Genomic DNA, 22,306 nt, shown 5'->3' with positions numbered 1-22,306 from the left:
GTGGCCGAGTCGGGAACGAGTGAACCGTCGATCCTCCGGGACACGGCGGTGTCGGGCAGCGATGAGCTGGCCGGCCTGCGCATCGACTGGGCCGTGGCCTGCCATGTCGGCAGCGTCCGTGCCGCCAACGAGGACGCCGTGCTGGTGCAGCCCGGCCGCTACCTGCTCGCCGACGGCATGGGCGGACACGACAGCGGTGAACTCGCCAGCGAAGCGGCTCTGCAGACGCTGGCCGCCGCCCCCGTCGGCGACGAGCTCGACGAGACGACCGCAGCCCTCGCGAACCTCCTCGACGAGGCCCAGGAAAGGATCGGGGACCTCGACGGTGACCCTGCGCGGCGGGCCGGTACCACCGCCACGGGTGTCGTCCTGGCGACCGCACACGGCGAACCGCACTGGGTCGGTTTCAACATCGGTGACTCGCGCACCTATCTGCTGACCGGCGGCAAGCTCAAACAGGTCAGCGTGGACCACTCGCAGGTCCAGGAGCTCATCGAGGCCGGTGTCCTGACCCCGGAGACCGCCCGCATCGATCCGCGCCGGAACGTCATCACACGTGCACTCGGGGCCGGCATGACCGCGCCCGAAGCCGACTACACCGCGTTCCGAGCCGTTCCCGGCGACGTCGTCCTGCTCTGCTCGGACGGCCTCAACGGCGAACTGACCGACGACGAGATCGAATTCGTGCTGCGTCAGACCCCGGACCTGCGGGTCGGCGTGGAAGCGCTGGTCGAGGCCGCCCTCGCCTGCGGCGCCCACGACAACGTCAGCGTCGTCCTGGTCACCGTCTCACCGGCGGAGTAGCCGACCGTCAGGACGACAGCATCGGCACGTCGAGGGCGACCTCGGGGACGCCGAACGCGTCCACCAGGTCGCCGGCGATCGGCCGCAGCCGGCCGCAGAGTTCGTTGACGCCGCGGCGAATCGCCTTCGCGCGCTCGACGCTCACATGCCGGTGCATGAGGAACCAGCCGAGATCCTGCTCCAGCAGCGAATAGACGTACAGGTCGCGCACCGTCTCCAGGGTGTCCCGGACGGGCCCCTCGTCGAGCGCCGCGATCGTCTCGACCATGCTCTCCAGCACGAGACGCTCGATGTGTGCGCGGCCCAGCGTCAGCATGTGGTCCTGGGTGGCGGTGAACACCTCCAGCGCGTCCACGTCGTCGTCCTGGGCGCGGCGCAGACGAGCGGCGCAGGTGCGCTTGAGATGGTCCTCGCGGTTGCGCAGCAGACGCAGCTGCGTTCCGGCGTGGGTGAGGTCGGAGTCCTCCGGCTTCTCGCCCGAGTCGTCGAGCAGGGTCTGCACCACCTGGCGGGCGGCGGTCTTCTCCAACGTGACGTCCCGGGCCTGCTTCGCGACGAAACGCACCCATCCGGCGGCGTTCATGCCGGCCGCGTCGTGGGCGTACTCGGTGAGCAGGTTCTTCGCCACCAGCTGGGTGAGCACCGTGTTGTCGCCTTCGAAGGTGGTGAACACGTCGATGTCGCCGCGGAGCAGTGCGAGCCGGTTCTCGTCGAGGTAGCCGGCGCCGCCGCACGCGGTCCGGGCCTCGTTGATCGCCCGCGCGGCGAGATCGGTGTGGCCCACTTTGATGGCGGCGCCCTTGGTCTCCAGGCGGCGGATCTCGTCCGGGTCGACGTCCGCCGGGTCCCGGGTCTGCAGCTCGTGCAGTTCGGCGGTCACCTCGTTCTGGGCGATCGCGAACGCGAACGAGCGCGCGACCAGCGGGAGCAGCCGGCGCTGATGGGCGCGGTAATCCAGAAGCAGCAGTTCCTCGCCGCCGTCCGGACCGTCGAACTGGCGGCGGAACAGTGCGTACCGGACGGCGAGGGCGAGCGCGAGACGGCCGGCGGCGCCACCGGCCGCGCCCACCGTCACCCGGCCGCGGATCAACGTGCCGAGCATGGTGAAGAAGCGTCGGTTGTCCGATTCGATCGGCGACGAGTAGGCGCCGTCGGTCGCCACCGAGGCGTACCGGTCCAGGAGCGCCTCACGCGGCACACGGACCTTGTCGAACAGGATCCGGCCGTTGTCCACACCCGGCAGACCGCCCTTGTACCCGCAGTCCGAGGTGGTCACCCCCGGCAGATCGGCGCCTGCCGCGTCGCGGATCGGCACCACGAAGCAGTGCACGCCGTAACTGCGCCGCTCCTCGCCGGGCGCCGCGGTGAGGAGCTGCGCGAACACCGTGGCATAGCGGGCGTGCTGGGCGGCACCGCCGATGTAGTCCTTGCGGGCCGACGGCGCGGGGGAGTCGATCTCGAACTCCTGCGACTCCGGCAGATAGGTGGCGGTGGTCTCCAGGGCCTGCACGTTCGAGCCGTGACCGGTCTCGGTCATCGCGAAACAGCCGAGAACGTCCAGGTCGATCAGGCCCCTCACATACTCGTCGTGGTGCCGCTGCGTGCCGAGGTTCTCGATGGCGCCGCCGAACAGGCCCCACTGCACGCCCGACTTCACCATGAGCGACAGGTCGCCGTATCCGAGAGTCTCGATGGAGGTGACGGCCGAACCGGGATCGCCGGTGCCGCCCTCGGACTTCCGGAAGCCCTCCGCCGGGATTCCCATGGCGGCGATGTCCCGCATCTGATCCAGGATCCGGGCGCGATAGTCCTCGAGCGAGAGCCCGGCCTGCGGCACGAGCGCCTTCGCCTGGATGTGGTCGCGCACCCGATCGCGGGTAGCGGCCCAGCGGCCGTCGAGGACGGCGCGGAGGCCGGCGGACAGGTCCGCGGTGGTGGTCTCGGTCGGGGTCTGCTCGATGTGGCCCATGACTGCACCCTACCGATCGTCGGAGCCCGGTCGAGGGGGTGCGATAATCATGACGTGCCAAGCATCGAAGAGATCCTCGCCGTCGAGCGGATCGACGCCGACATCTACCGCGGCGGCGCGTTCCAGAGCACGCTGCTCCGCACGTTCGGTGGACAGGTGGCCGGACAGGCACTCGTGTCGGCGACGCGCACCGTCGCCCCCGACTTCGCCGTCCACTCCCTGCACGGCTACTTCCTGCGGCCGGGCAACCCCGACGAGCCGGCCATCTTCCTGGTCGACCGGATCCGGGACGGACGATCGTTCTGCACCCGCCGGGTGACCGGCGTCCAGAACGGGGAGGCCATCTTCTCCATGTCGGCGTCCTTCCAGGTGACCGGCGACGAAGGCATCGAGCACCAGGACCGGATGCCGCCCGCGCCCGACCCGGAGAGCCTGGTCAATCGCAACGACGACGTCGACGCCCCGCACCGGCGGCTCTACCAGGAGTGGGAGAACTTCGACGTCCGCGTCGTCCCCCGTGCCGAACTCGTCACCAACGACGTCTTCGCGGCGCAGCAGCGCGTGTGGTTCCGGTACCGCAATCCGCTGCCCGACGACCAGGTGATGCACGTGTGCACGCTCGCCTACATGAGCGACATGACCCTGCTCGGCTCGGCCAAGGTCCCGCACCACGAGGTGCCGACCCAGACCGCCTCCCTCGACCACGCGATGTGGTTCCTGCGCCCGTTCCGCGCCGACGACTGGCTGCTCTACGACCAGACCTCGCCGTCGGCCGGCGGCGGACGCGCCCTCACCCAGGGCCGCATCTTCGACCGGTCCGGACGCCTGGTCGCCGCCGTCACCCAGGAAGGGCTGTCCCGCACCAACGTGCCGGACAAGTACAAGACCTTCCTCCGGGACGATTCGTGACGCGCATCGGTGTCCTCGCTCTCCAGGGCGACGTCCGGGAGCACCTGGCGGCACTGCAGGCCTGCGACGTCGACGCGGTACCGGTGCGCCGGGTCGGCGAACTGAACGCGGTCGACGGTGTGGTGATCCCGGGAGGGGAGTCCACCACCATGAGCCGGCTGCTCGACGTCTTCGACCTCTACGATCCGCTGAGCGCGCGCCTGCACGACGGCCTGCCCGCCTACGGGTCGTGCGCGGGCATGATCATGCTGGCCTCCCGTATCCTGGACACCCGTCCGGATGCGAAGCACCTCGACGCGCTCGACATCACCGTCCGGCGCAACGCCTTCGGCCGCCAGACCGAATCCTTCGAGACCGATCTGGATTTCACCGGCATCACCGATCGTCCGGGGGCGGAGCCGCTGCGCGCGGTCTTCATCCGGGCGCCGTGGGTCGAGGAGGCCGGCGAGGGCGTGGAGGTCCTGGCGAGGATTCCGTCGGGGCCGGAGCAGGGACGGATCGTCGCGGTGCGCGGCGGCAGAGCGGGCAACGTCGTCGCGACGTCGTTTCACCCGGAGGTCACCGGAGACCATCGGGTGCACCAGTACTTTGTGGACATCGTCCAGGGAAGGGAACAACAGTGAGCGGTCACTCCAAATGGGCCACTACCAAGCACAAGAAGGCCGTCATCGACGCCAAGCGCGGCAAGATGTTCGCCAAGCTGATCAAGAACATCGAGGTGGCCGCCCGCACCGGCGGCGGTGACCCCGCGGGCAATCCGACCCTGTACGACGCCATCCAGAAGGCGAAGAAGTCGTCGGTCCCCAACGACAACATCGAACGCGCCCGCAAGCGCGGCGGCGGCGAAGAGGCCGGCGGCGCCGACTGGCAGACCATCATGTACGAGGGTTACGGCCCGAACGGCGTCGCCGTGCTGATCGAGTGCCTCACCGACAACCGCAACCGCGCCGCCGGCGAGGTCCGCACCGCCATGACCCGCAACGGCGGCAACATGGCCGATCCGGGTTCGGTGTCGTACCTGTTCACCCGCAAGGGCGTGGTGACCCTGGAGAAGGCCGGGCAGTCCGAGGACGACGTCCTGATGGCCGTGCTCGACGCCGGCGCCGAAGAGGTCACCGACCTCGGCGAGGCCTTCGAGGTCGTCTGCGAACCGGGCGACCTGGTCGCGGTCCGCACCGCGCTCCAGGAGGCCGGTATCGACTACGACTCGGCCGAGCCCGACTTCCGGGCCTCGGTGGAGGTCCCGGTGGACGCCGACGGCGCCCGCAAGGTGATGAAGCTGGTGGACGCCCTCGAAGACTCCGACGACGTGCAGAACGTGTACACGAACGTCGACCTGAGCGACGAGGTCCTCGCCGAACTCGACGAGGACTGACACTCCGCGTGTCGACCGCGGCCCGTCGCCGCCTTCCGCTAGAATCTCGAACAACTGTTCGGTGATCGGTGAGAGGCGGCGACGTGCGCGTCATGGGTGTGGATCCGGGTCTGACCCGGTGCGGCATCGCGCTGGTCGAGTCGTCCGGCGGACGGTCGGTGACCGCCCTGGACGTCGACGTCGTCCGCACGCCGGCCTCGATGGACCTGGCGGACCGGCTGCTCGCCGTCTACGTCGCCGCCCAGCACTGGATGGACACCCACCACCCGGATGTCGTCGCCGTGGAACGAGTCTTCGCGCAACGGCAGGTGAGCACCGCGATGGGCACGGCCCAGGCCGCCGGCGTGATCGCCCTCGCCGCGGCGCAGCGCGAGGTCCCGGTGCGCTTCCACACTCCCAGTGAGGTGAAGGCGGCCGTCACCGGCTCCGGCCGGGCCGACAAGGCGCAGGTCACCATGATGGTGACCCGGATCCTCGGCATGCAGCAGGCGCCCAAGCCGGCGGATGCCGCCGACGCCCTGGCGCTGGCGATCTGCCACTGCTGGCGCGGCCCGGTGAACGATCGCATGGAGGCGGCGGCCGCGAAGGCCCGGCAGATGCAGGACGAGCACCGGCGCAAGCTCGCATCGGCGCGCAGAAAGGCGGTGGGGCAGTGATCGCCTCGGTCTCCGGCGAGGTCATCGACATCGCGCTCGATCACGCCGTCGTGGAATGCGCCGGCGTCGGCTATCGCGTGCTGGCGACACCGCCGACGCTCGGCACTCTCACCCGGGGCGAACACGTGCGTCTGCTCACCGCGATGGTCGTCCGCGAAGACTCGATGACCCTCTACGGCTTCACCGACCCCGACGCCCGGGAACTCTTCGGCCTGTTGCAGACGGTCAGCGGTGTCGGACCGCGGCTGGCGATGTCGACGCTGGCGGTGCTCGAACCCGACCGGCTGCGCCGGGCCCTCGCCGACTCCGACGTGAAAGCGCTGACCTCGGTGCCCGGTATCGGCAAGCGGGTCGCCGAACGATTGACCGTCGAACTGCGCGACAAGGTCGGCCCGGCCGCGGCCGTCGCCGGCGGTGTCTCAGCGGGACCGGCCGGATCGACCGGCGACCAGGTGACCGAGGCCCTGGTGGGTCTGGGCTTCACCGAGAACGCCGCCTCCCAGGCGGTGGCCGCGGCACTGGCCGAGGCGCCGGACGCCGACTCGTCGACCCTGCTGCGCACCGCGCTCGCGACCCTGGGACCGCGACGATGAGCGACGAGTACCCGGACGAGGAACTGCTGGCGGCGTCGCTGGTCCCGGGGGACAGCGACTTCGATGCGAGCCTGCGCCCCAAGTCGCTGGCCGACTTCATCGGCCAGCCGAAGGTCTGCGAGCAGCTCGAACTCGTCCTGCACGCCGCCCGGCAGCGTGGCGGCACCCCGGATCACATCCTGCTGTCCGGTCCGCCCGGCCTCGGCAAGACGTCCCTGGCCATGATCATCGCCGCCGAGATGGGGGCCGCCATCCGGATCACCTCCGGTCCGGCCCTCGAACGAGCCGGCGACCTGGCGGCCATGCTGTCCAATCTCGTCGAGGGCGACGTGCTGTTCATCGACGAGATCCACCGGATCGCCCGGCCCGCCGAGGAGATGCTCTACCTCGCGATGGAGGACTTCCGGGTGGACGTGGTCGTCGGCAAGGGCCCCGGCGCCACCTCCATCCCGCTCGACGTCGCCCCGTTCACTCTCGTCGGGGCGACCACCCGCTCGGGTGCCCTGACCGGACCGCTCCGGGACCGGTTCGGTTTCACCGCGCACATGGAGTTCTACGAGACCGCCGAACTGGTGCGGGTGCTGCGCCGGACGGCGTCGATCCTGGGGATCGACCTCGCCGACGACGCGGCCGCCGAGGTCGCCGGGCGCTCCCGTGGCACGCCCCGCATCGCGAACCGCCTCCTGCGGCGGGTCCGCGACTACGCGGAGGTGCGCGGCGACGGCCGCGTCGATCTGGCCAGCGCGCGCGCCGCCCTCCAGGTGTACGACGTCGACGAACTCGGTCTCGACCGGCTCGACCGGGCCGTGCTGCACGCGCTGGTGAGCGGTTTCGGCGGAGGTCCGGTCGGCGTCTCGACCCTGGCGGTGGCCGTCGGGGAGGAGCCGGCGACGGTCGAGGAGGTGTGCGAGCCCTTCCTGGTGCGTGCCGGCATGATCGCGCGCACCCCCCGTGGACGGGTCGCCACGGCCGCCGCATGGCGGCATCTCGGTCTGCAGCCGCCCGCCGGAGCCCTCAGCCAGACCTACGGCGTCCGCGGTCGCGACGACGCCCCCACGCTCTTCGGCGAGGGTTGATCGGTTCGCACGCCGGCGGCCTGGCACACTGGTCGTCATGGATCCCACCTTTCTCATCCTGATCGTGGCCATGCTGGCCGCCTTCGTGTTCCTGAGCATGCGCAACCAGAAGAAGCAGCGCGCCGCCATGGAGAACCTGCAGTCGTCGGCCGTGCCCGGCGCACGCGTCCAGCTGTCGAGCGGTCTGTTCGGCACCATCGTCTCCGACGACGGCGGTGACTCCGTCGACGTCGAGATCGCACCCGGCGTCGTGACCACCTGGAACCGCCTGGCGATCCGCGAGGTCGTCAAGGAGCAGGACGACGCCGCCGTCACCCCGGCCGACGACACCGCCGTGACCCCGGCCGACGACACCGCCGCGACCGCGGCCGAGGACACCGACGCGCCGCACACCGATTCCGACGCCGACGACAAGTAGGCTGTTCGCCCGTGAGCAATCCCACCCCACGACCGCGCAAGGTCCGCGCGCGGCGCGAAGTCCCGCCGTGGCAGCCGCTGACCGTGTTCGCGCTGATCCTCGGCGTCGTCTATGCGCTGATCTTCTTCACCGGCGGCGGTAAGCCGGAGCCCAAACTGGGTATCGACCTGCAGGGCGGCACCCGCGTGGTGCTGACCGCACGGACCGACGACGGCAAGAAGCCGCCGCGCGACCAGCTGGATCTGGCCCGCCAGATCATCGAACAGCGCGTCAACGGCCTCGGCGTCGGCGGCTCGGAAGTCGTGGTGAGCGGCGACAACATCGTGATCACCGTTCCCGGTGAGGACGGCAAGCAGGCTCGTTCGCTCGGTCAGACTGCGCGGCTGTACGTGCGCCCGGTGGAGCAGTCCGGTGCCGCGACCAAACAACCGGCCGCACCGAAGCAGAACTTCTCGGAGATGACCGGGGACGAGCAGAAGGCCGCGATCGACGCGCAGCGTGCGCTGCGACAGGCACCGAAGGACGCCGACCCGGCGCGCATCAAGGCGCTCACCGACGAGATGGCCAAGCTCGACTGCTCCGACGAGAAGAACGATCCGCTCGTCGGCCACGACGACCCGAACTCGTACCTGGTCGCCTGCGGCACGGACGGCAAGAGCGTCTACCTGCTGGCGCCGATGATCATCGACGGCCGGGACGTCGAGAAGGCCGCCGCGGGCCAGAACCAGACCGGTCAGTGGACGGTGAACGTCGACTACAAGGGCGCCGGCAAGACCACGTGGGCGCAGTACACCGGCGCCAACGTCGGCAAGGTCACCGCGGTGACCCTGGACTCCGAAGTCATCAGTGCCGCGACCATCAACCAGAAGATCACCGGTACCACCGAGATCTCGGGCTTGTTCACCAAGGACGACGCCGAGCAGCTCGCGAACGCGCTGAAGTACGGCTCGCTGCCGCTCTCGTTCACCGCGTCCGACGCTCAGACGGTGTCGGCGACGATGGGCATGGCGGCGATGAAGGCGGCGTTGATCGCCGGTGCGATCGGCCTGATCGCCACCTTCCTGTACGCGCTCGTGTACTACCGCATGCTGGGCTTCCTGGCGGTCGGCTCCCTGATCCTGGCCGCCCTCATGGTCTACGGCGTGATCGTGCTGCTGGGTCGCTGGATCGGATTCACCCTGGACCTGGCCGGCATGGCGGGTCTGATCATCGGTATCGGCATGACGGCGGACTCGTTCGTCGTCTACTTCGAACGCATCAAGGACGAGATGCGCGAGGGCAGAAGTTTCCGCTCGGCCGTTCCGCGCGGCTGGGCCAGTGCCCGCCGCACGATCTGGACGGGCAACGCGGTCAGCTTCATCGCCTCGGTGGTCATCTACCTGCTGGCCGTCGGCGAGGTGAAGGGCTTCGCGTTCACGCTGGGTCTGACGACCATCCTCGACATCATGATCGTGTTCCTGGTGACGCACCCGCTCGTGGTGCTCGCCAGCCGTTCGCAGTTCCTGTCCAAGCCGAGCGTCAACGGTCTGGGGGCGGTGAGCGACGTCGCCCGCGAGCGCCGCCGCGCGTCCGGCCGCGTGAAGGACGCAACCGTGAAGGGAGGTGCGCAGTGACTCAGCCGAACCGCACCGGCCGCCACAGTGCCCCGGTCCGCAGTACTTCGGCCCGCGGTACGGCCGCGGCACAGGTCGTCGACGACGCCGCGCCCACCACCGAGTGGGAGGACGCCGACTACGTCGCCGACACCAAGCGGTCGTTCTTCTCCCGGCTGTACACCGGTACCGGTGCCTTCGACATCATCGGCAAGCGCAAGCGCTGGTACATCGTCTCCGGCGTGATCATGCTGATCTGTGTGCTGTCGATGATCTTCCGCGGCTTCACCTTCGGTATCGACTTCGAGGGCGGCACCGAGATCTCGCTGCCGAACGCCGCGCCGCTGACCACCCATTCGGTGGAGCAGGTGGTGGGCGACGCCCTCGGCAGCCCGCCCGAATCGGTCCAGATCGCCGGGTCCGGCGACACCGCTTCCATCCAGGTGCGCACCGAGCACCTCGATCAGAGCCAGACCAACAAGGTCACCGAGGCCCTGGTCGACAAGTTCGGCCCGACCATCAAGGCCGCGGACGTCAGCAGTTCCGACGTCTCCAGCACCTGGGGTCACGAGATCACCAAACGGATGGCGATCGCGCTGGTGGTGTTCCTCATCATCATCTTCGTGTACATCGCGATCCGCTTCGACCGGGAGATGTCCATCGCCGCGATGGCCTCACTCATCTTCGACGTGGTGGTGACCGCCGGCGTGTACTCGCTGGTCGGCTGGGAGGTGACGCCGGCCATGGTGATCGGCCTGCTCACCATTCTGGGCTTCTCCGTGTACGACACGGTGGTGGTGTTCGACAAGGTGCAGGAGAACACCAGATCGGTGTTCGCGACCAGCCGCCGGACGTATGCCGAACAGGCCAACCTGGCGGTCAACCAGACCCTGATGCGGTCGATCAACACGACCATCATCTCGGTGCTGCCGATCATCGCGCTGATGGTGATCGCGGTCTGGATGCTCGGTGTCGGCACGCTGAAGGACCTGGCGCTGATCCAGCTCGTCGGTGTCGTGGTCGGCACGTACTCGTCGATCTTCCTGGCGACCCCGCTGCTGGTCACCCTGAAGGAGCGGCGCAAGGACGTCGCCGCGCACACGCGGAAGGTCCTGGGCCGCCGCGAGCGGAGCGCGGCATGACAGCCCGTCGCGGGATCCGGCGCCTGCTCGGCGCCGGTCTCGTGGCGAGCCTGACGGCGGCGCTGGCAGCCTGCGGCCCCTCCGGACCGCAGACGATCAACTATCTGATCGACGCGCGGGTCAACAACTACAACGTCAACACCGTCGACGGGTTCTCGTCGGGTGCGGTGATGGCCCTCGCCCGCGTACTGCCCGGCTTCAGCTACCTCGGTCCGGACGGCGAACTCGTCGCCGACCGGGACGTGGGCACCGTGAGCATGGAGCAGGGTTCCTCGCTCAAGGTCACCTACACGTTCGCCGACGGCGCGAAGTACTCCGACGGACAGCCGATGGCGTGCGACGACATCATGCTGGCCGCGACCGCCATGGGCGGACACGTGAAGGGCTTCAACGCGGCGACCGGAGCCGGCTACCGCGACATCACGAACATCGAATGCACTCCCGGCGGCAAGACCGCCGTGGTCACCTTCGCCCGCGGCCGCGACTACGCCGACTGGCGGGCACTGTTCGGCGTCGGTGCACTGCTCCCGGCCCACGTGGTGGCCCGCAAGGCCGGGGTGGCCAACGTGGTCGATCCGATCACCAAGAACGACACGGCGGCGCTCGCGAAGATCGCCGACGCCTGGAACACCGGATTCGAGATGCATCCGGGCAAGGTGACGGCCGAGGACTTCCCGTCCGCCGGCCCGTACCGGGTCGCCGGCTACACCACCGACAAGGGTCTCGAACTGATCGCCAACCAGGCGTGGTGGGGTGAACGCCCGGCCGCCGAACACATCACCGTCTGGCCGCGCGGCACCAACTACGACACGGCGCTGAAAGACGGCAGGATCGACGTCGTCGACACCGCCGATCTGTCGGCCGCCGACCGCATGCAGGGCCGCACCGAGTCGACGGCACCGCAGAACCGTGCCGGAGCCAAGGACGCACGTCCACTCTCGGTGACCTCGCTGGTCCTGTCCGGCAAGGGCGCCTTCGCCGATCCGGCCATGCGCAAGGCGTTCGCGGCGTGCGTCCCCCGGGACACCCTGGCCCGCAAATACGGCGCGAACGGCCTCGTCTGGTCGCTGCGTACCGTCGCGCCCGCCGATTCGCTCGGCAGCGCTCTCAACCAGCAGTTCGCCAAGCGGTATCCGCGCGCCGACGCCGCCCGCGCCCGCACGCTGCTGGGCGACCGGCAGGGCGAAGCCCCGGGAAAGCCGACCGTGCGCATCGGCTACGTGGCCCCCGATGCCGTCGACAAGGCGATCGTCGAGGACATCGCGAACTCGTGCACGGCGGCAGGCATCGACGTCACCGACGACTCGGCCACCGAGCTCACCCCGGCCTCGCTCGGCAAGGACGTCGACGTGCTGATCGCGAACGGCCCGACCGGCATCGCCGCGGCCGGCACCGCCAGCGGGTTCCCGGCCGCCTACCAGCTCTTCGGCGGCGACGGCCTGGACCTGCCGGACTTCCGCGACGCCCAGGTGTCCGGCGCGGTCAACGACCTGTCGCTGACGGTCAGCGACAGCGCCCGACTGCCCCTGCTGCGCAGCATCGAGACCGCGGCGTGGGACTCGGTGGTGTCGATCCCGCTCTTCGGTACCGTCCGTGCCCGCGAAGCCACCGACAAGGTGCAGCGGGTGGTGCCCGGCATGGCCGCCACCGGCACCGGCTGGAACATGGACCGCTGGACCCGCAAGTGACCGATCCCGTCACCGCCGCCGCCGTCGACCGTGCCCGGGAGGCGATCGACCGGAAGATCCGCCTGGTCCCGGACTTCCCCGAGCCCGGCATCGCGTTCAAGGACCTGACACCGGTCCTGGCCGACCCGGAGGGTCTGGCGGCCATCGTCGCCGCGCTCGCCGATTTCTGTCGCGGCGCCGACCTCATCGCCGGACTCGATGCGCGCGGCTTCCTGCTGGGCGGCGCCGTCGCCGCCGAACTGGGGGTCGGTGTGGTGGCGGTCCGCAAAGGCGGCAAGCTGCCGCCGCCGGTCATCGGCATCGACTACGAGCTCGAATACGGCCGGGCGCGGCTGGAGGTGCCGGCCGAAGGCCTGGACCTGCGCGGTAAGCGCATCGCGGTGACCGACGACGTGCTGGCCACCGGGGGCACCGCCGTGGCCGCCGGGGCGCTCTTGCGCGACGCCGGCGCCCAGGTTCATTCGATCGCGGTGATCATGGAACTGGCCGGCATGCCGGGGCGCAGCGTGGTGCGGGACGGACTCGGCGCCGACGTTCCGGTGCGCACGGTGTGCGAAGGCTGAATAGAATCGCTGCATGAGCGAAGCGGAGACCGGACGCCGTCCCGAGGACGGCAGCGCGTCACTGAGTTCGCGCCGGGTGCGGGCGCGACTGGCGCGCCGCATGACGGCTGCTCCGCGCAGTGCCGTCGGCCCGGTTCTGGAGCCGCTCGCCGCACTGCATCGCGAGGTCTACCCGAAGGCCGACGTCGCGATCCTGCAGAAGGCCTACGACACCGCCGCCCGGCTGCACGACGGCCAGTTCCGCAAGTCCGGTGACCCGTACATCACCCACCCGCTCGCGGTCGCGACGATCCTCGCGGACCTGGGCATGGACACCATCACGCTGGTGGCGGCCCTGCTCCACGACACGGTCGAGGACACCGGCTACTCGCTCGAACAGCTCGAGTCCGACTTCGGGCCGGAGGTCGCGCACCTCGTCGACGGTGTCACCAAGCTGGACAAGGTGGCTCTCGGCAGCGCCGCCGAGGGCGAGACGATCCGCAAGATGATCATCGCCATGGCGCGCGACCCGCGCGTCCTGGTGATCAAGGTGGCCGACCGGCTCCATAACATGCGCACCATGCGCTTCCTGCCTCCCGAGAAGCAGGCCCGCAAGGCCCGGGAGACGCTCGAAGTGATCGCGCCGCTGGCGCACCGGCTCGGCATGGCCACCGTCAAGTGGGAGCTCGAGGACCTCTCGTTCGCGATCCTGCATCCGAAACGTTACGAGGAGATCGTGCGCCTGGTGGCCGACCGCGCCCCCAGCCGCGACACCTACCTCGAACGCGTGCGCACCGACCTCAACAACGCCCTGGCGGGCGCCCGCATCTCGGCGACCGTCGAAGGGCGCCCCAAGCACTACTGGTCGATCTATCAGAAGATGATCGTCAAGGGCCGCGACTTCGACGACATCCACGATCTGGTCGGCATGCGGATCCTCTGTGACGAGGTCAAAGACTGCTACGCCGCCGTCGGCGTCGTCCACTCGCTGTGGCATCCGATGGCGGGCCGTTTCAAGGACTACATCGCCCAACCCAGCTTCGGGGTCTACCAGTCGCTGCACACCACCGTGATCGGTCCGGAGGGCAAACCCCTGGAGATCCAGATCCGCACCCACGACATGCACCGCACCGCCGAATTCGGCATCGCGGCGCACTGGCGCTACAAGGAGGGACGCAAAGGCAAGGGCCGCAAGGCCACCGACGTCGCCGAAGTCGACGACATGGCCTGGATGCGTCAGCTCCTCGACTGGCAGCGGGAGGCTGCGGATCCGGGGGAGTTCCTCGAATCGCTGCGGTACGACCTCGCGGTCAAGGAGATCTTCGTCTTCACCCCGAAGGGCGACGTGGTCACCCTGCCGGCCGGATCGACCCCGGTCGACTTCGCCTACGCCGTCCACACCGAAGTCGGTCACCGCTGTATCGGCGCCCGCGTGAACGGACGTCTCGTCGCCCTGGAGCGTCCCCTGGAGAACGGGGAAGTGGTCGAGGTCTTCACCTCGAAGGACGAGGCCGCCGGCCCCAGCAAGGACTGGCAGAACTTCGTCGTCTCACCCCGAGCGAAGACCAAGATCCGCCAGTGGTTCGCCAAGGAGCGGCGCGAGGAGGCCCTGGAGGCGGGCAAGGAAGCGATCATCAAGGAGGTGCGCCGTGGTGGTCTGCCGCTGCAGCGCCTCCTGTCCGCCGAATCGGTCACCGCGCTGGCGGCCGAACTCGGCTACTCGGACGTCGACGCGCTGTACACGGCCGTCGGCGAACACAACCTGACCGCCGGTCGCGTGGTGCACCGTCTGGTCGCCATGCTCGGCGGCGTCGACGAGGCGCAGGAACAGCTGGCCGAACGGTCCACTCCGTCCACCGTTCCCCAGGGCACCCGTTCGTCGGGCGGGGACAGCGGCGTCGAGGTCGAGGGCGTCGACAACATCCTGATCAAACTCGCCAAGTGCTGCACGCCGGTGCCCGGCGACGAGATCCTCGGCTTCGTGACCCGCGGCGGCGGCGTGAGCGTGCACCGCAGCGACTGCACCAACGCCGACGATCTGCGCAACCAGGAAGAACGCCTGGTTCCGGTCAAGTGGGCGCCGAACCCGTCCTCGGTGTTCCTGGTCGCCATCCAGGTCGAGGCCCTCGACCGTCACCGGCTGCTGTCCGACATCACCCGCGTCCTCGCGGACGAGCGCGTCAACATCCTGTCCGCGTCGGTGCAGACCAGCCGCGATCGGGTCGCCATCAGCAAGTTCACCTTCGAGATGGGCGATCCCAAGCACCTCGGTCACGTCCTGAACGTGGTGCGCAACGTCGAAGGCGTCTACGACGTCTATCGCGTGACGTCGGCCGCCTGACCGGCGCCGCGCGTCACTTGTCGACGCTGGTCTTCTCGATGACGACCTTGTTCTTCGGAACACCCGACTGCAGCGGCTTGCCGGGCTCAGTGGTCCCGGAGATCGGGCCCGCAGCGATGCCGCCGTTCTTGATCTTGTCGAGCACGGCCAGGCCGTTCTTGTCGACGGTGCCGACCACCGCGAAGTCCGGAAGCATCGGCGTGTCCTGCAGGAAGAAGTACAGGGTGGCGCTGCCGGTCGGATTACCGCTGCCGCCCTGCATGGCCGCCGACGTGTCGACGTTGGCCACCGCGACCGTGCCGCGCGGGTAGACGACCGGCTGCTGGGTCGGGTCGGTCTGCTCACCGGACGACGGGGCGGCCTTGAGGTTCTGCGGCTTCTCGGTGGGGCTGACCCAGCCGGGATTGCCGCCGGCCATCCAGCCGGGCACCATCGCGGTCCCGGTCGGGTCGCCGCACAGGACGGCGCCGCCCTGGTCGGAGACCGTCATGGCGTGACAGGCGACGTCCTTGTAGTAGTCACCGCCGGCCAGCGACTCGATCGCGTTGACGTTGCATGGCGCATCGGCGCGGTTCATGGTGATCGGGAGGGCGCCCTGACTGGTGTCGAACGTGATGTGCACGGTGCCCGACTTGAGGGTGCGATCCTCCGGCGGCGGGGCGGTGCGCTTCTGCTTCATCCCCTCGCGGTAGAGGGCGAGCAGCTTGGCGGCCTCCTCCTGCTGGTCAGCGGGAGTCTGCTGCTTCATCTGCTCGTCGGTGGGCAGGCTGGCGAACGGATCGTCCGCCTTGGCGTACGTGCACTCGGTGTGCCGGCTGTTGTCCCAGGCACGGAAACCGAAGAAGGCGCCCGTCGCGACCGCGGCCAGCGCGACCACACCGACGATGCCGAGCACCGTCATCCGGCGCTTGTGCGCCTGCTGCCGTTCGGCCTCGAGGCGATCCTCGAGCTTGCGCTTCGCGGCTTCGCGACGCTCTTCGTTGGTCGACACGCTCTCGTATCCTCCTGGGTGCACGCGAGGTCGCGGTTCCGCGACTTCGCCATCGGCGACCCATGCTATCGCAGCGGTGGCCGGCCGAGCGCAGACCCGCGGCCCCGGGACGCGAACCCACAGTCGAATGACAGAATGGGAGTCCACGCGGCCGGACGGCCGCACACCAGCCTGGAGAGAGGACGGCGCCCGTGCTGATCACCGGATTCCCCGCCGGCATGTTCCAGACCAACTGCTACCTCGTGTCCGCGGAGGAGTCCGGCGGTGAGGCCGTGATCATCGATCCCGGTCAGGACTCGGCGCCGGCGGTCCGGGAGATCCTCGCCGAACGGAAACTGACACCGGTCGCGGTCTTCCTCACCCACGGTCACCTCGATCACACCTGGAACGCCCAGGAACTCGCCGACGAGTACTCCATTCCGGCCTACATCCACGCCGACGATCGCGAACAGCTCTCCAACCCGGGTGCCGGTCTCGGGCGTGCCCTGGCCACCATGATCGGTGTCCTGACGTTCCGGGAACCGGAGAAGGTGATCGAGTTCGCCGACGGCGAGGAGATCGAGGTGGCGGGCATCCGCTGGAAGGTCGACCACGCGCCCGGGCATTCGCGCGGCAGCGTTCTGCTGTCGATCGACGTACCCTCCGACGAGACGACGGTGCCGGTCTGTTTCAGTGGGGACGTGCTGTTCGCGGGCTCGATCGGCCGCACCGATCTGCCCGGCGGCGACCACGCTCAACTGCTCGACTCGATCTCACGCCTGCTGCTGCCGCGTGAGGACGACACCGTGATCCTGCCCGGGCACGGACCGCAGACCACGATCGGCGCTGAACGCGCCGGCAACCCGTTCCTGCAGGACGTCGCAGGCGACGACAAGAAAGGACGTTTCGGACTGTGAGTGGAGAGTTCGCCGCACCCAAGGGGATCCCGGACTATTACCCGCCGGCCTCGGCCGACTTCCTCGCCGTCCGTACCGCGCTGACCGATGCCGCCCACCGGGCCGGCTACGGGCACATCGAGCTGCCGGTCTTCGAGGACACGGCGCTGTTCGCCCGCGGTGTCGGTGAGTCCACCGACGTGGTCAGCAAGGAGATGTACACCTTCGCCGATCGCGGTGACCGTTCGGTCACGCTGCGCCCCGAAGGGACGGCCGGTGTCATGCGGGCCGTCATCCAGCACGGCCTGGACCGCGGCCAGCTGCCGGTCAAGGTCTGCTATGCCGGGCCCTTCTTCCGGTACGAGCGGCCCCAGGCCGGTCGCTACCGTCAGCTGCAGCAGGTGGGCGTCGAGGCCATCGGCGTCGACGATCCGGCACTGGACGCCGAGGTGATCGCGGTGGCCGACGAGGGCTACCGGCGGCTGGGTCTGTCCGGTTACCGCCTCGAGCTGACCTCGCTCGGCGACGACACCTGCCGTCCGCAGTACCGGGAGGCGCTGCAGACGTTCCTCCGGGGCCTCGACCTGGACGAGGCGACCGCGCAGCGCGCCGAGCTCAATCCGCTGCGGGTGCTCGACGACAAGCGGCCCGAGGTCAAGGAGATGACCGCCGGCGCCCCGCTGATGATCGATCATCTGTCGGATTCGGCCCGCGAGCACTTCGAGCAGGTGCGCTCCCATCTGGACCGGCTCGGCGTCGCCTACGAACTGAACCCGCGCCTGGTCCGCGGCCTGGACTACTACACCAAGACCACCTTCGAGTTCGTCCACGACGGTCTCGGCGCACAGTCGGGCATCGGCGGCGGCGGACGGTACGACGGTCTGATGAAGCAGATCGGCGGCAAGCAGGACCTGTCCGGGATCGGTTTCGGTATCGGCGTCGACCGCACCGTGCTGGCGCTGGCCGCCGAAGGCGTCTCGGTGGCCGGGGAAGGCCGGGTCGAGGTGTTCGGGGTGCCGTTGGGAGCCGCCGCCAAGGACGAGCTGGTGGCGCTCGCCGGAGAGCTGCGCTCGGCCGGCATCCGCGTCGACCTCGCCTACGGCGACCGCGGTCTGAAGGGCGCCATGAAGGCCGCCGACCGATCCGGAGCCCGTTTCGCTCTTGTCCTCGGCGAGAACGAACTCGCCGAGCGCACCGTGGAACTCAAGGATCTCTCCGACGGTGCGCAGAGCAAGGTGCCGCTCGACGGCATCGTGAACGACCTCGTCGCGCGACTCTCCGGTACTCGCTGAGCGCGCCGGCGCCGAACGACGAAGACCCGGACCGAAACGGTCCGGGTCTTCGTGTCTGCGGTCTCTACAGATCGTTGGTGGCGAAGGTGTCGCACTGCGTGCGATCACCCTGGCTGTAGCCGATCTTGAACCAGCGGGTGCGCTGCTCGGCACTGCCGTGCGTCCAGTTCTCCGGATTGGAGCGCGCGCCCTGGATCGTGTCGTCGCCGATCGCCTGGGCGGTCTGGATGACCGTCGCGATCTGCTGATCGGTCAGCGGCGCCAGCATGGCGTTGGGGCCCTTGTCGGCATGGTAGGCCCAGACGCCGGCCAGGCAGTCGGCCTGCAGCTCGATGCGGACCGAGCCGGGGTTGCCCAGACGCTGGCCCTTGGCGAGCACGCCGGTCAGATTCTCGACGTGGTGACCGAACTCGTGCGCCACGACGTACTCCTGCGACAGCGGGCCGTCCGAGCCGCCCATGCGCTTGAGCTCGGCGAAGAACGTCGGGTCGAAGTAGGCGGTCTGGTCGACCGGGCAGTAGAACGGGCCCATCTCCGAGGAGGCCGGACCGCACCCGGTGTTGACCGCGCCGCTGAAGATCTGCGTCTGCGGCTGCGTCCACTCGCTGCCCAGGATCTGCGACCAGACCTGCTTGACACTGTTGGTGGTCGCCACGATGCGGCAGACGTCGTCGGTGTTCGCCAGTGCGATGGTGCAGGAGTCGATGTGCTGCTGCAGCTGGGCGTCGGTCGAGTTGGTGCCGCTGGACTGCGAGGTCTGCAGACCGCTGCTCGCTCCGCTCAGGATCGACGGATTGATGCCCAGGAAGAGCGCCACCAGGGTCAGGAGGAGACCGGCGCCGCCGCCCATGGCGATGCGTGCCGCACCGCCGCCGGATGCGCTGCCGCCGTGGACCTGGCTGGTGTCGAGAGGGCCGTTGCCTTGGAAAGTCACGAGAGCATCATGACACGACAGGGGGTGGTTTCGCCGCAAGTGTCCGCCTCGGGCGAACGCGATCGCCGGGTGGGGGGTTCCACCGGCGGTGGCGACCACTACCATCGAAGGCGAATCCTCCTGCCGTTCGGCTTCCTGAGAAAGGTCCTCCGTGCTCCGCACCCATCTCGCCGGCTCGCTCCGTCGTGAGAACGCCTCGCAGACCGTCACCGTCGTCGGATGGGTGGCCCGTCGCCGCGATCACGGCGGAGTCGTGTTCATCGACCTCCGCGACAGCTCGGGTCTGGTCCAGGTCGTCTTCCGCGACGAGCAGGTCGCCGAGGCCGCACACAAGCTGCGCGCCGAATACTGCGTCCAGGTGACCGGTGAGGTCGAGGTCCGTCCGGACGGCAGTGAGAACACGCAGCTCGCCTCCGGTGACGTCGAGATCAACGCCACCGAGCTCGTGGTGCTGAACGAGGCGGCGCCGCTGCCGTTCCAGCTCGACGAACAGCCCGGCGAAGAGGCCCGACTCAAGCACCGCTACCTGGACCTGCGCCGCGAAGGCCCGGCCAAGGCGATCCGGCTGCGGTCGGCCGCCAACGCCGCCGCCCGCTCGGTCCTGGCCGAGCACGACTTCGTGGAGATCGAGACCCCCACGCTCACCCGCTCGACCCCGGAGGGCGCCCGCGACTTCCTGGTTCCGGCGCGTCTGCAGCCCGGCACGTTCTATGCGCTCCCGCAGAGTCCCCAGCTGTTCAAGCAGCTGCTCATGGTCGCCGGCATGGAGCGGTACTACCAGATCGCGCGCTGCTACCGGGACGAGGACTTCCGCGCCGACCGTCAGCCCGAGTTCACCCAGCTCGACATCGAGATGAGCTTCGTGGACGAGGACGACGTGATCGCCCTCGCCGAAGAGGTCCTCGTCGCGCTGTGGAAGCTGATCGGCTACGAGATCACCACACCGATCCCGCGCATGACCTATGCCGACGCCATGCGCCGGTACGGCAGCGACAAGCCCGACCTGCGGTTCGACATCGAGCTCGTCGAATGCACCGACTACTTCGCCCAGACGCCGTTCCGCGTCTTCCAGGCGCCGTACGTGGGTGCCGTCGTGATGCCGGGCGGCGCCTCGCAGCCGCGCCGCCAGCTGGACGCCTGGCAGGAATGGGCCAAACAGCGCGGCGCCAAGGGCCTGGCGTACGTGCTCGTCCAGGAGGACGGCACGCTCGGCGGCCCGGTCGCCAAGAACCTGTCGGACGCCGAGCGGGACGGCCTGGCCGCGCACGTCGGCGCGAAGCCGGGCGATTGCGTGTTCTTCGCCGCCGGTGCCGTCAAGAGCTCGCGTGCCCTGCTCGGTGCCGCGCGCGGTGAGATCGCCGACAAGCTCGGACTCATCGAAGACGGTGACTGGGCGTTCACGTGGGTGGTGGATGCGCCGCTGTTCGAGCCGGCGGACGACGCCACCGCTTCCGGCGACGTCGCCGTCGGTTCCGGCGCCTGGACGGCCGTGCACCACGCCTTCACCTCGCCGAAGCCGGAATGCCTCGACACACTCGAATCCGATCCGGGTTCGGCCCTGGCCTACGCCTACGACATCGTCTGCAACGGCAACGAGATCGGTGGCGGCTCGATCCGTATCCACCGCCGCGACGTGCAGGAACGTGTCTTCGCGATCATGGGTATCGACGAGGCCGAGGCGCAGGAGAAGTTCGGCTTCCTGCTCGACGCCTTCGCCTACGGTGCGCCGCCGCACGGCGGCATCGCCTTCGGCTGGGACCGCATCACCTCGCTGCTGGCGGGGGAGCCGTCCATCCGCGAGGTGATCGCCTTCCCGAAGTCGGGCGGCGGCATCGACCCGCTGACCGACGCGCCGGCACCGATCACGCCGCAGCAGCGCAAGGAGTCGGGCATCGACGCCCAGCCTAAGGAAACCCAGCCCAAGGACGCTCAGGCCACGGCGCCGCAGCCGAAGGACGACGCGAACAAGCGATGACCGTTCTGGCCGATCAGATCCTCGCCGAGGTGCTCACCGTCGGCGAGGAACTGCTGTCCCGTCGCGCCGGCGCCCCGGTCGCGCTGAGTGATCCGGAGGATCTCGGCGGCAGCGGTCGCAGCACGGTCATCCGTGCGCGGGTCAGCGAGAACACCCTCACGCCGGACCGGACCGTGGTGGTCAAGGCGCTCGGCGACGGTGCCCCGGCCGGACCGTTCCTGCGGGAGGTCGCCGCCTACCGGTACGCCACGGCACTGCCGTCCGGTTCGCAGCCGGGACCGCAACTGCTGGCCGTGGACACCGATACCCGCGTGCTCGTGCTGACCGATCTCGGAGACGGCCGCAGCATGGTCGCTCTCCTCGACGAGGACGCCGACGATGCGGCCCGCGGAGTCAGCGCCTGGGGACAGGCGCTCGGCCGGATGCATGCTGCGACCCTCGGCGGAGAAGGAGACTTCGACGCGCTGCTGCGGCGGACGACCGGCCGGTACGAGCCGCACGGCGACGAAGTGGCCCGTCAGGCCCACGCCGGGGTGCGCGCCGCGGACCGGATCGCCGACCGCCTGGGCATCGCAGTCCCCGAGCGGCTGGCCGCCGAACTGCGGGCCGGCGCCGAGCTGTTCGCCGAGGGCGACCACCGGGCGTTCAGCCCCTCGGACGTCGGGCCGGAGAACATCCTGCTCAACGACGAGGGCGTCCAGTTCATGGACTACGAGCACGCCGCGTTCCGGGACGCCGCACTCGACGTCGCCTACGCGCTCGCGACGTTCCCGGTGTACCTGGACGAATCCACGGTGTCGCACCGCGAAGAACTCGAGACCAGCCTTGTCGACGCCTGGCGGTCCGAGGTGCAGGCCCTCTGGCCCGATCTGGGCAGCGATGCCCGTGTCGCCCGGCAGATTCTGGCGGCGAGGACTCTCTGGGTGTGGCTGAGCACCTATTGGATGATCGAGGGCGGGGAGACCGGCCCCGGCGGCCAAGGCTCCGACTGGGCCCTGCACACCGGTGATGCCCGCGTGGTCCTCACCCGGTGGGCGGATCTCGCCGACGCGGCGCAGCGGGCCGGTGACGTCGAGTTGCGCGACCAGGCCGAGACCCTGGAGCGGGCACTCCGGGTGTTCTGGTTCGACTGAC

20 protein-coding genes are annotated in these 22,306 nt (G+C 69.4%); 17 read left to right on the top strand and 3 right to left on the bottom strand.

The window, feature by feature from the left end; all coding sequences use genetic code 11:
* Complete coding sequence (locus QM774_RS04955; RefSeq protein WP_414974824.1) at positions 1 to 804, top strand: PP2C family protein-serine/threonine phosphatase; 804 nt, start codon at positions 1 to 3, stop codon at positions 802 to 804.
* Positions 805 to 811: 7 nt separating this feature from the next.
* Here QM774_RS04955 and QM774_RS04950 read toward each other — a convergent pair whose 3' ends face one another.
* Positions 812 to 2,773: an acyl-CoA dehydrogenase gene (locus tag QM774_RS04950; protein ID WP_414974823.1), complete on the bottom strand. Its 1,962-nt coding sequence runs from the start codon at positions 2,771 to 2,773 to the stop codon at positions 812 to 814.
* Between the two features lie 54 nt (positions 2,774 to 2,827).
* Here QM774_RS04950 and QM774_RS04945 point away from each other — a divergent pair, with 54 nt between their 5' ends.
* The 12 genes from QM774_RS04945 (at position 2,828) to QM774_RS04890 (ending at position 15,105) form a co-directional block, all read left to right on the top strand.
* Entirely contained in the window at positions 2,828 to 3,682 is an 855-nt protein-coding gene (locus QM774_RS04945) for an acyl-CoA thioesterase (protein WP_414974822.1), read from the top strand.
* A complete protein-coding gene (pdxT, locus tag QM774_RS04940) occupies positions 3,679 to 4,305 on the top strand; it encodes a pyridoxal 5'-phosphate synthase glutaminase subunit PdxT (RefSeq protein ID WP_414974821.1) in 627 nt (208 codons plus the stop codon). Before QM774_RS04945 ends, pdxT begins: the two co-directional genes overlap by 4 nt.
* Positions 4,302 to 5,057 carry a YebC/PmpR family DNA-binding transcriptional regulator gene (locus QM774_RS04935; protein ID WP_414974820.1) on the top strand — a complete coding sequence of 252 codons (756 nt, stop codon included), beginning with the start codon at positions 4,302 to 4,304 and terminating at the stop codon, positions 5,055 to 5,057. Before pdxT ends, QM774_RS04935 begins: the two co-directional genes overlap by 4 nt.
* Positions 5,058 to 5,140: 83 nt before the next feature.
* Entirely contained in the window at positions 5,141 to 5,713 is a 573-nt protein-coding gene (ruvC, locus tag QM774_RS04930; protein ID WP_414976595.1) for a crossover junction endodeoxyribonuclease RuvC, read from the top strand.
* Entirely contained in the window at positions 5,710 to 6,306 is a 597-nt protein-coding gene (gene ruvA, locus QM774_RS04925; protein ID WP_414974819.1) for a Holliday junction branch migration protein RuvA, read from the top strand. Before ruvC ends, ruvA begins: the two co-directional genes overlap by 4 nt.
* The gene (gene ruvB, locus QM774_RS04920) at positions 6,303 to 7,382 is read left to right on the top strand and encodes a Holliday junction branch migration DNA helicase RuvB (RefSeq protein ID WP_414974818.1); all 1,080 of its coding nucleotides are present in this window, start codon (positions 6,303 to 6,305) and stop codon (positions 7,380 to 7,382) included. Before ruvA ends, ruvB begins: the two co-directional genes overlap by 4 nt.
* Positions 7,383 to 7,419: 37 nt before the next feature.
* The gene (gene yajC, locus QM774_RS04915) at positions 7,420 to 7,800 is read left to right on the top strand and encodes a preprotein translocase subunit YajC (RefSeq protein ID WP_414974817.1); all 381 of its coding nucleotides are present in this window, start codon (positions 7,420 to 7,422) and stop codon (positions 7,798 to 7,800) included.
* A gap of 11 nt (positions 7,801 to 7,811) precedes the next feature.
* Positions 7,812 to 9,413 carry a protein translocase subunit SecD gene (gene secD / locus QM774_RS04910; RefSeq protein ID WP_414974816.1) on the top strand — a complete coding sequence of 534 codons (1,602 nt, stop codon included), beginning with the start codon at positions 7,812 to 7,814 and terminating at the stop codon, positions 9,411 to 9,413.
* Positions 9,410 to 10,534 (top strand): protein translocase subunit SecF, encoded by a 1,125-nt coding sequence (secF, locus tag QM774_RS04905; RefSeq protein WP_414974815.1) that lies wholly within the window; start codon positions 9,410 to 9,412, stop codon positions 10,532 to 10,534. Before secD ends, secF begins: the two co-directional genes overlap by 4 nt.
* Positions 10,531 to 12,222 carry an ABC transporter substrate-binding protein gene (locus QM774_RS04900; protein ID WP_414974814.1) on the top strand — a complete coding sequence of 564 codons (1,692 nt, stop codon included), beginning with the start codon at positions 10,531 to 10,533 and terminating at the stop codon, positions 12,220 to 12,222. The genes secF and QM774_RS04900 overlap by 4 nt, the downstream gene beginning before the upstream one ends.
* Positions 12,219 to 12,785 (top strand): adenine phosphoribosyltransferase, encoded by a 567-nt coding sequence (locus QM774_RS04895; RefSeq protein WP_414974813.1) that lies wholly within the window; start codon positions 12,219 to 12,221, stop codon positions 12,783 to 12,785. Before QM774_RS04900 ends, QM774_RS04895 begins: the two co-directional genes overlap by 4 nt.
* A 13-nt stretch (positions 12,786 to 12,798) precedes the next feature.
* On the top strand, positions 12,799 to 15,105 hold the full coding sequence (locus QM774_RS04890) for a RelA/SpoT family protein (RefSeq protein ID WP_414974812.1): 2,307 nt from the start codon (positions 12,799 to 12,801) through the stop codon (positions 15,103 to 15,105).
* A 13-nt stretch (positions 15,106 to 15,118) separates the two neighbouring features.
* On the opposite strand, the gene QM774_RS04885 is transcribed toward QM774_RS04890, so the two are convergent.
* The gene (locus QM774_RS04885; protein ID WP_414974811.1) at positions 15,119 to 16,096 is read right to left on the bottom strand and encodes a peptidylprolyl isomerase; all 978 of its coding nucleotides are present in this window, start codon (positions 16,094 to 16,096) and stop codon (positions 15,119 to 15,121) included.
* Between the two features lie 191 nt (positions 16,097 to 16,287).
* Between QM774_RS04885 and QM774_RS04880 the strand changes: the two genes are divergently transcribed.
* Both QM774_RS04880 and hisS read left to right on the top strand, forming a co-directional pair.
* On the top strand, positions 16,288 to 16,992 hold the full coding sequence (locus tag QM774_RS04880; protein ID WP_414974810.1) for an MBL fold metallo-hydrolase: 705 nt from the start codon (positions 16,288 to 16,290) through the stop codon (positions 16,990 to 16,992).
* On the top strand, positions 16,989 to 18,263 hold the full coding sequence (gene hisS / locus QM774_RS04875) for a histidine--tRNA ligase (RefSeq protein ID WP_414974809.1): 1,275 nt from the start codon (positions 16,989 to 16,991) through the stop codon (positions 18,261 to 18,263). The genes QM774_RS04880 and hisS overlap by 4 nt, the downstream gene beginning before the upstream one ends.
* Positions 18,264 to 18,327: 64 nt before the next feature.
* On the opposite strand, the gene QM774_RS04870 is transcribed toward hisS, so the two are convergent.
* Entirely contained in the window at positions 18,328 to 19,197 is an 870-nt protein-coding gene (locus QM774_RS04870) for a neutral zinc metallopeptidase (protein ID WP_414974808.1), read from the bottom strand.
* Between the two features lie 151 nt (positions 19,198 to 19,348).
* Here QM774_RS04870 and aspS point away from each other — a divergent pair, with 151 nt between their 5' ends.
* Entirely contained in the window at positions 19,349 to 21,172 is a 1,824-nt protein-coding gene (gene aspS / locus QM774_RS04865) for an aspartate--tRNA ligase (protein WP_414974807.1), read from the top strand.
* Positions 21,169 to 22,305: a phosphotransferase family protein gene (locus tag QM774_RS04860; RefSeq protein ID WP_414974806.1), complete on the top strand. Its 1,137-nt coding sequence runs from the start codon at positions 21,169 to 21,171 to the stop codon at positions 22,303 to 22,305. The genes aspS and QM774_RS04860 overlap by 4 nt, the downstream gene beginning before the upstream one ends.
* Position 22,306: the final 1 nt, after the last annotated feature.

The organism is Gordonia sp. (in: high G+C Gram-positive bacteria) (assembly GCF_047600565.1).
Lineage (GTDB): Bacteria > Actinomycetota > Actinomycetes > Mycobacteriales > Mycobacteriaceae > Gordonia.
Note: the sequence above shows the minus strand (reverse complement) of the source record. Positions and strands in the feature narration are given on the sequence as shown.

Excerpts from the sequence above, each read along its gene's own strand:
- QM774_RS04950 (WP_414974823.1), bottom strand. The coding sequence starts at position 2,773 with ATGGGCCACATCGAGCAGACCCCGACCGAGACCACCACCGCGGACCTG.
- ruvB (WP_414974818.1), top strand. The coding sequence starts at position 6,303 with ATGAGCGACGAGTACCCGGACGAGGAACTGCTGGCGGCGTCGCTGGTC.
- yajC (WP_414974817.1), top strand. The coding sequence starts at position 7,420 with ATGGATCCCACCTTTCTCATCCTGATCGTGGCCATGCTGGCCGCCTTC.
- QM774_RS04900 (WP_414974814.1), top strand. The coding sequence starts at position 10,531 with ATGACAGCCCGTCGCGGGATCCGGCGCCTGCTCGGCGCCGGTCTCGTG.
- QM774_RS04890 (WP_414974812.1), top strand. The coding sequence starts at position 12,799 with ATGAGCGAAGCGGAGACCGGACGCCGTCCCGAGGACGGCAGCGCGTCA.
- QM774_RS04860 (WP_414974806.1), top strand. The coding sequence starts at position 21,169 with ATGACCGTTCTGGCCGATCAGATCCTCGCCGAGGTGCTCACCGTCGGC.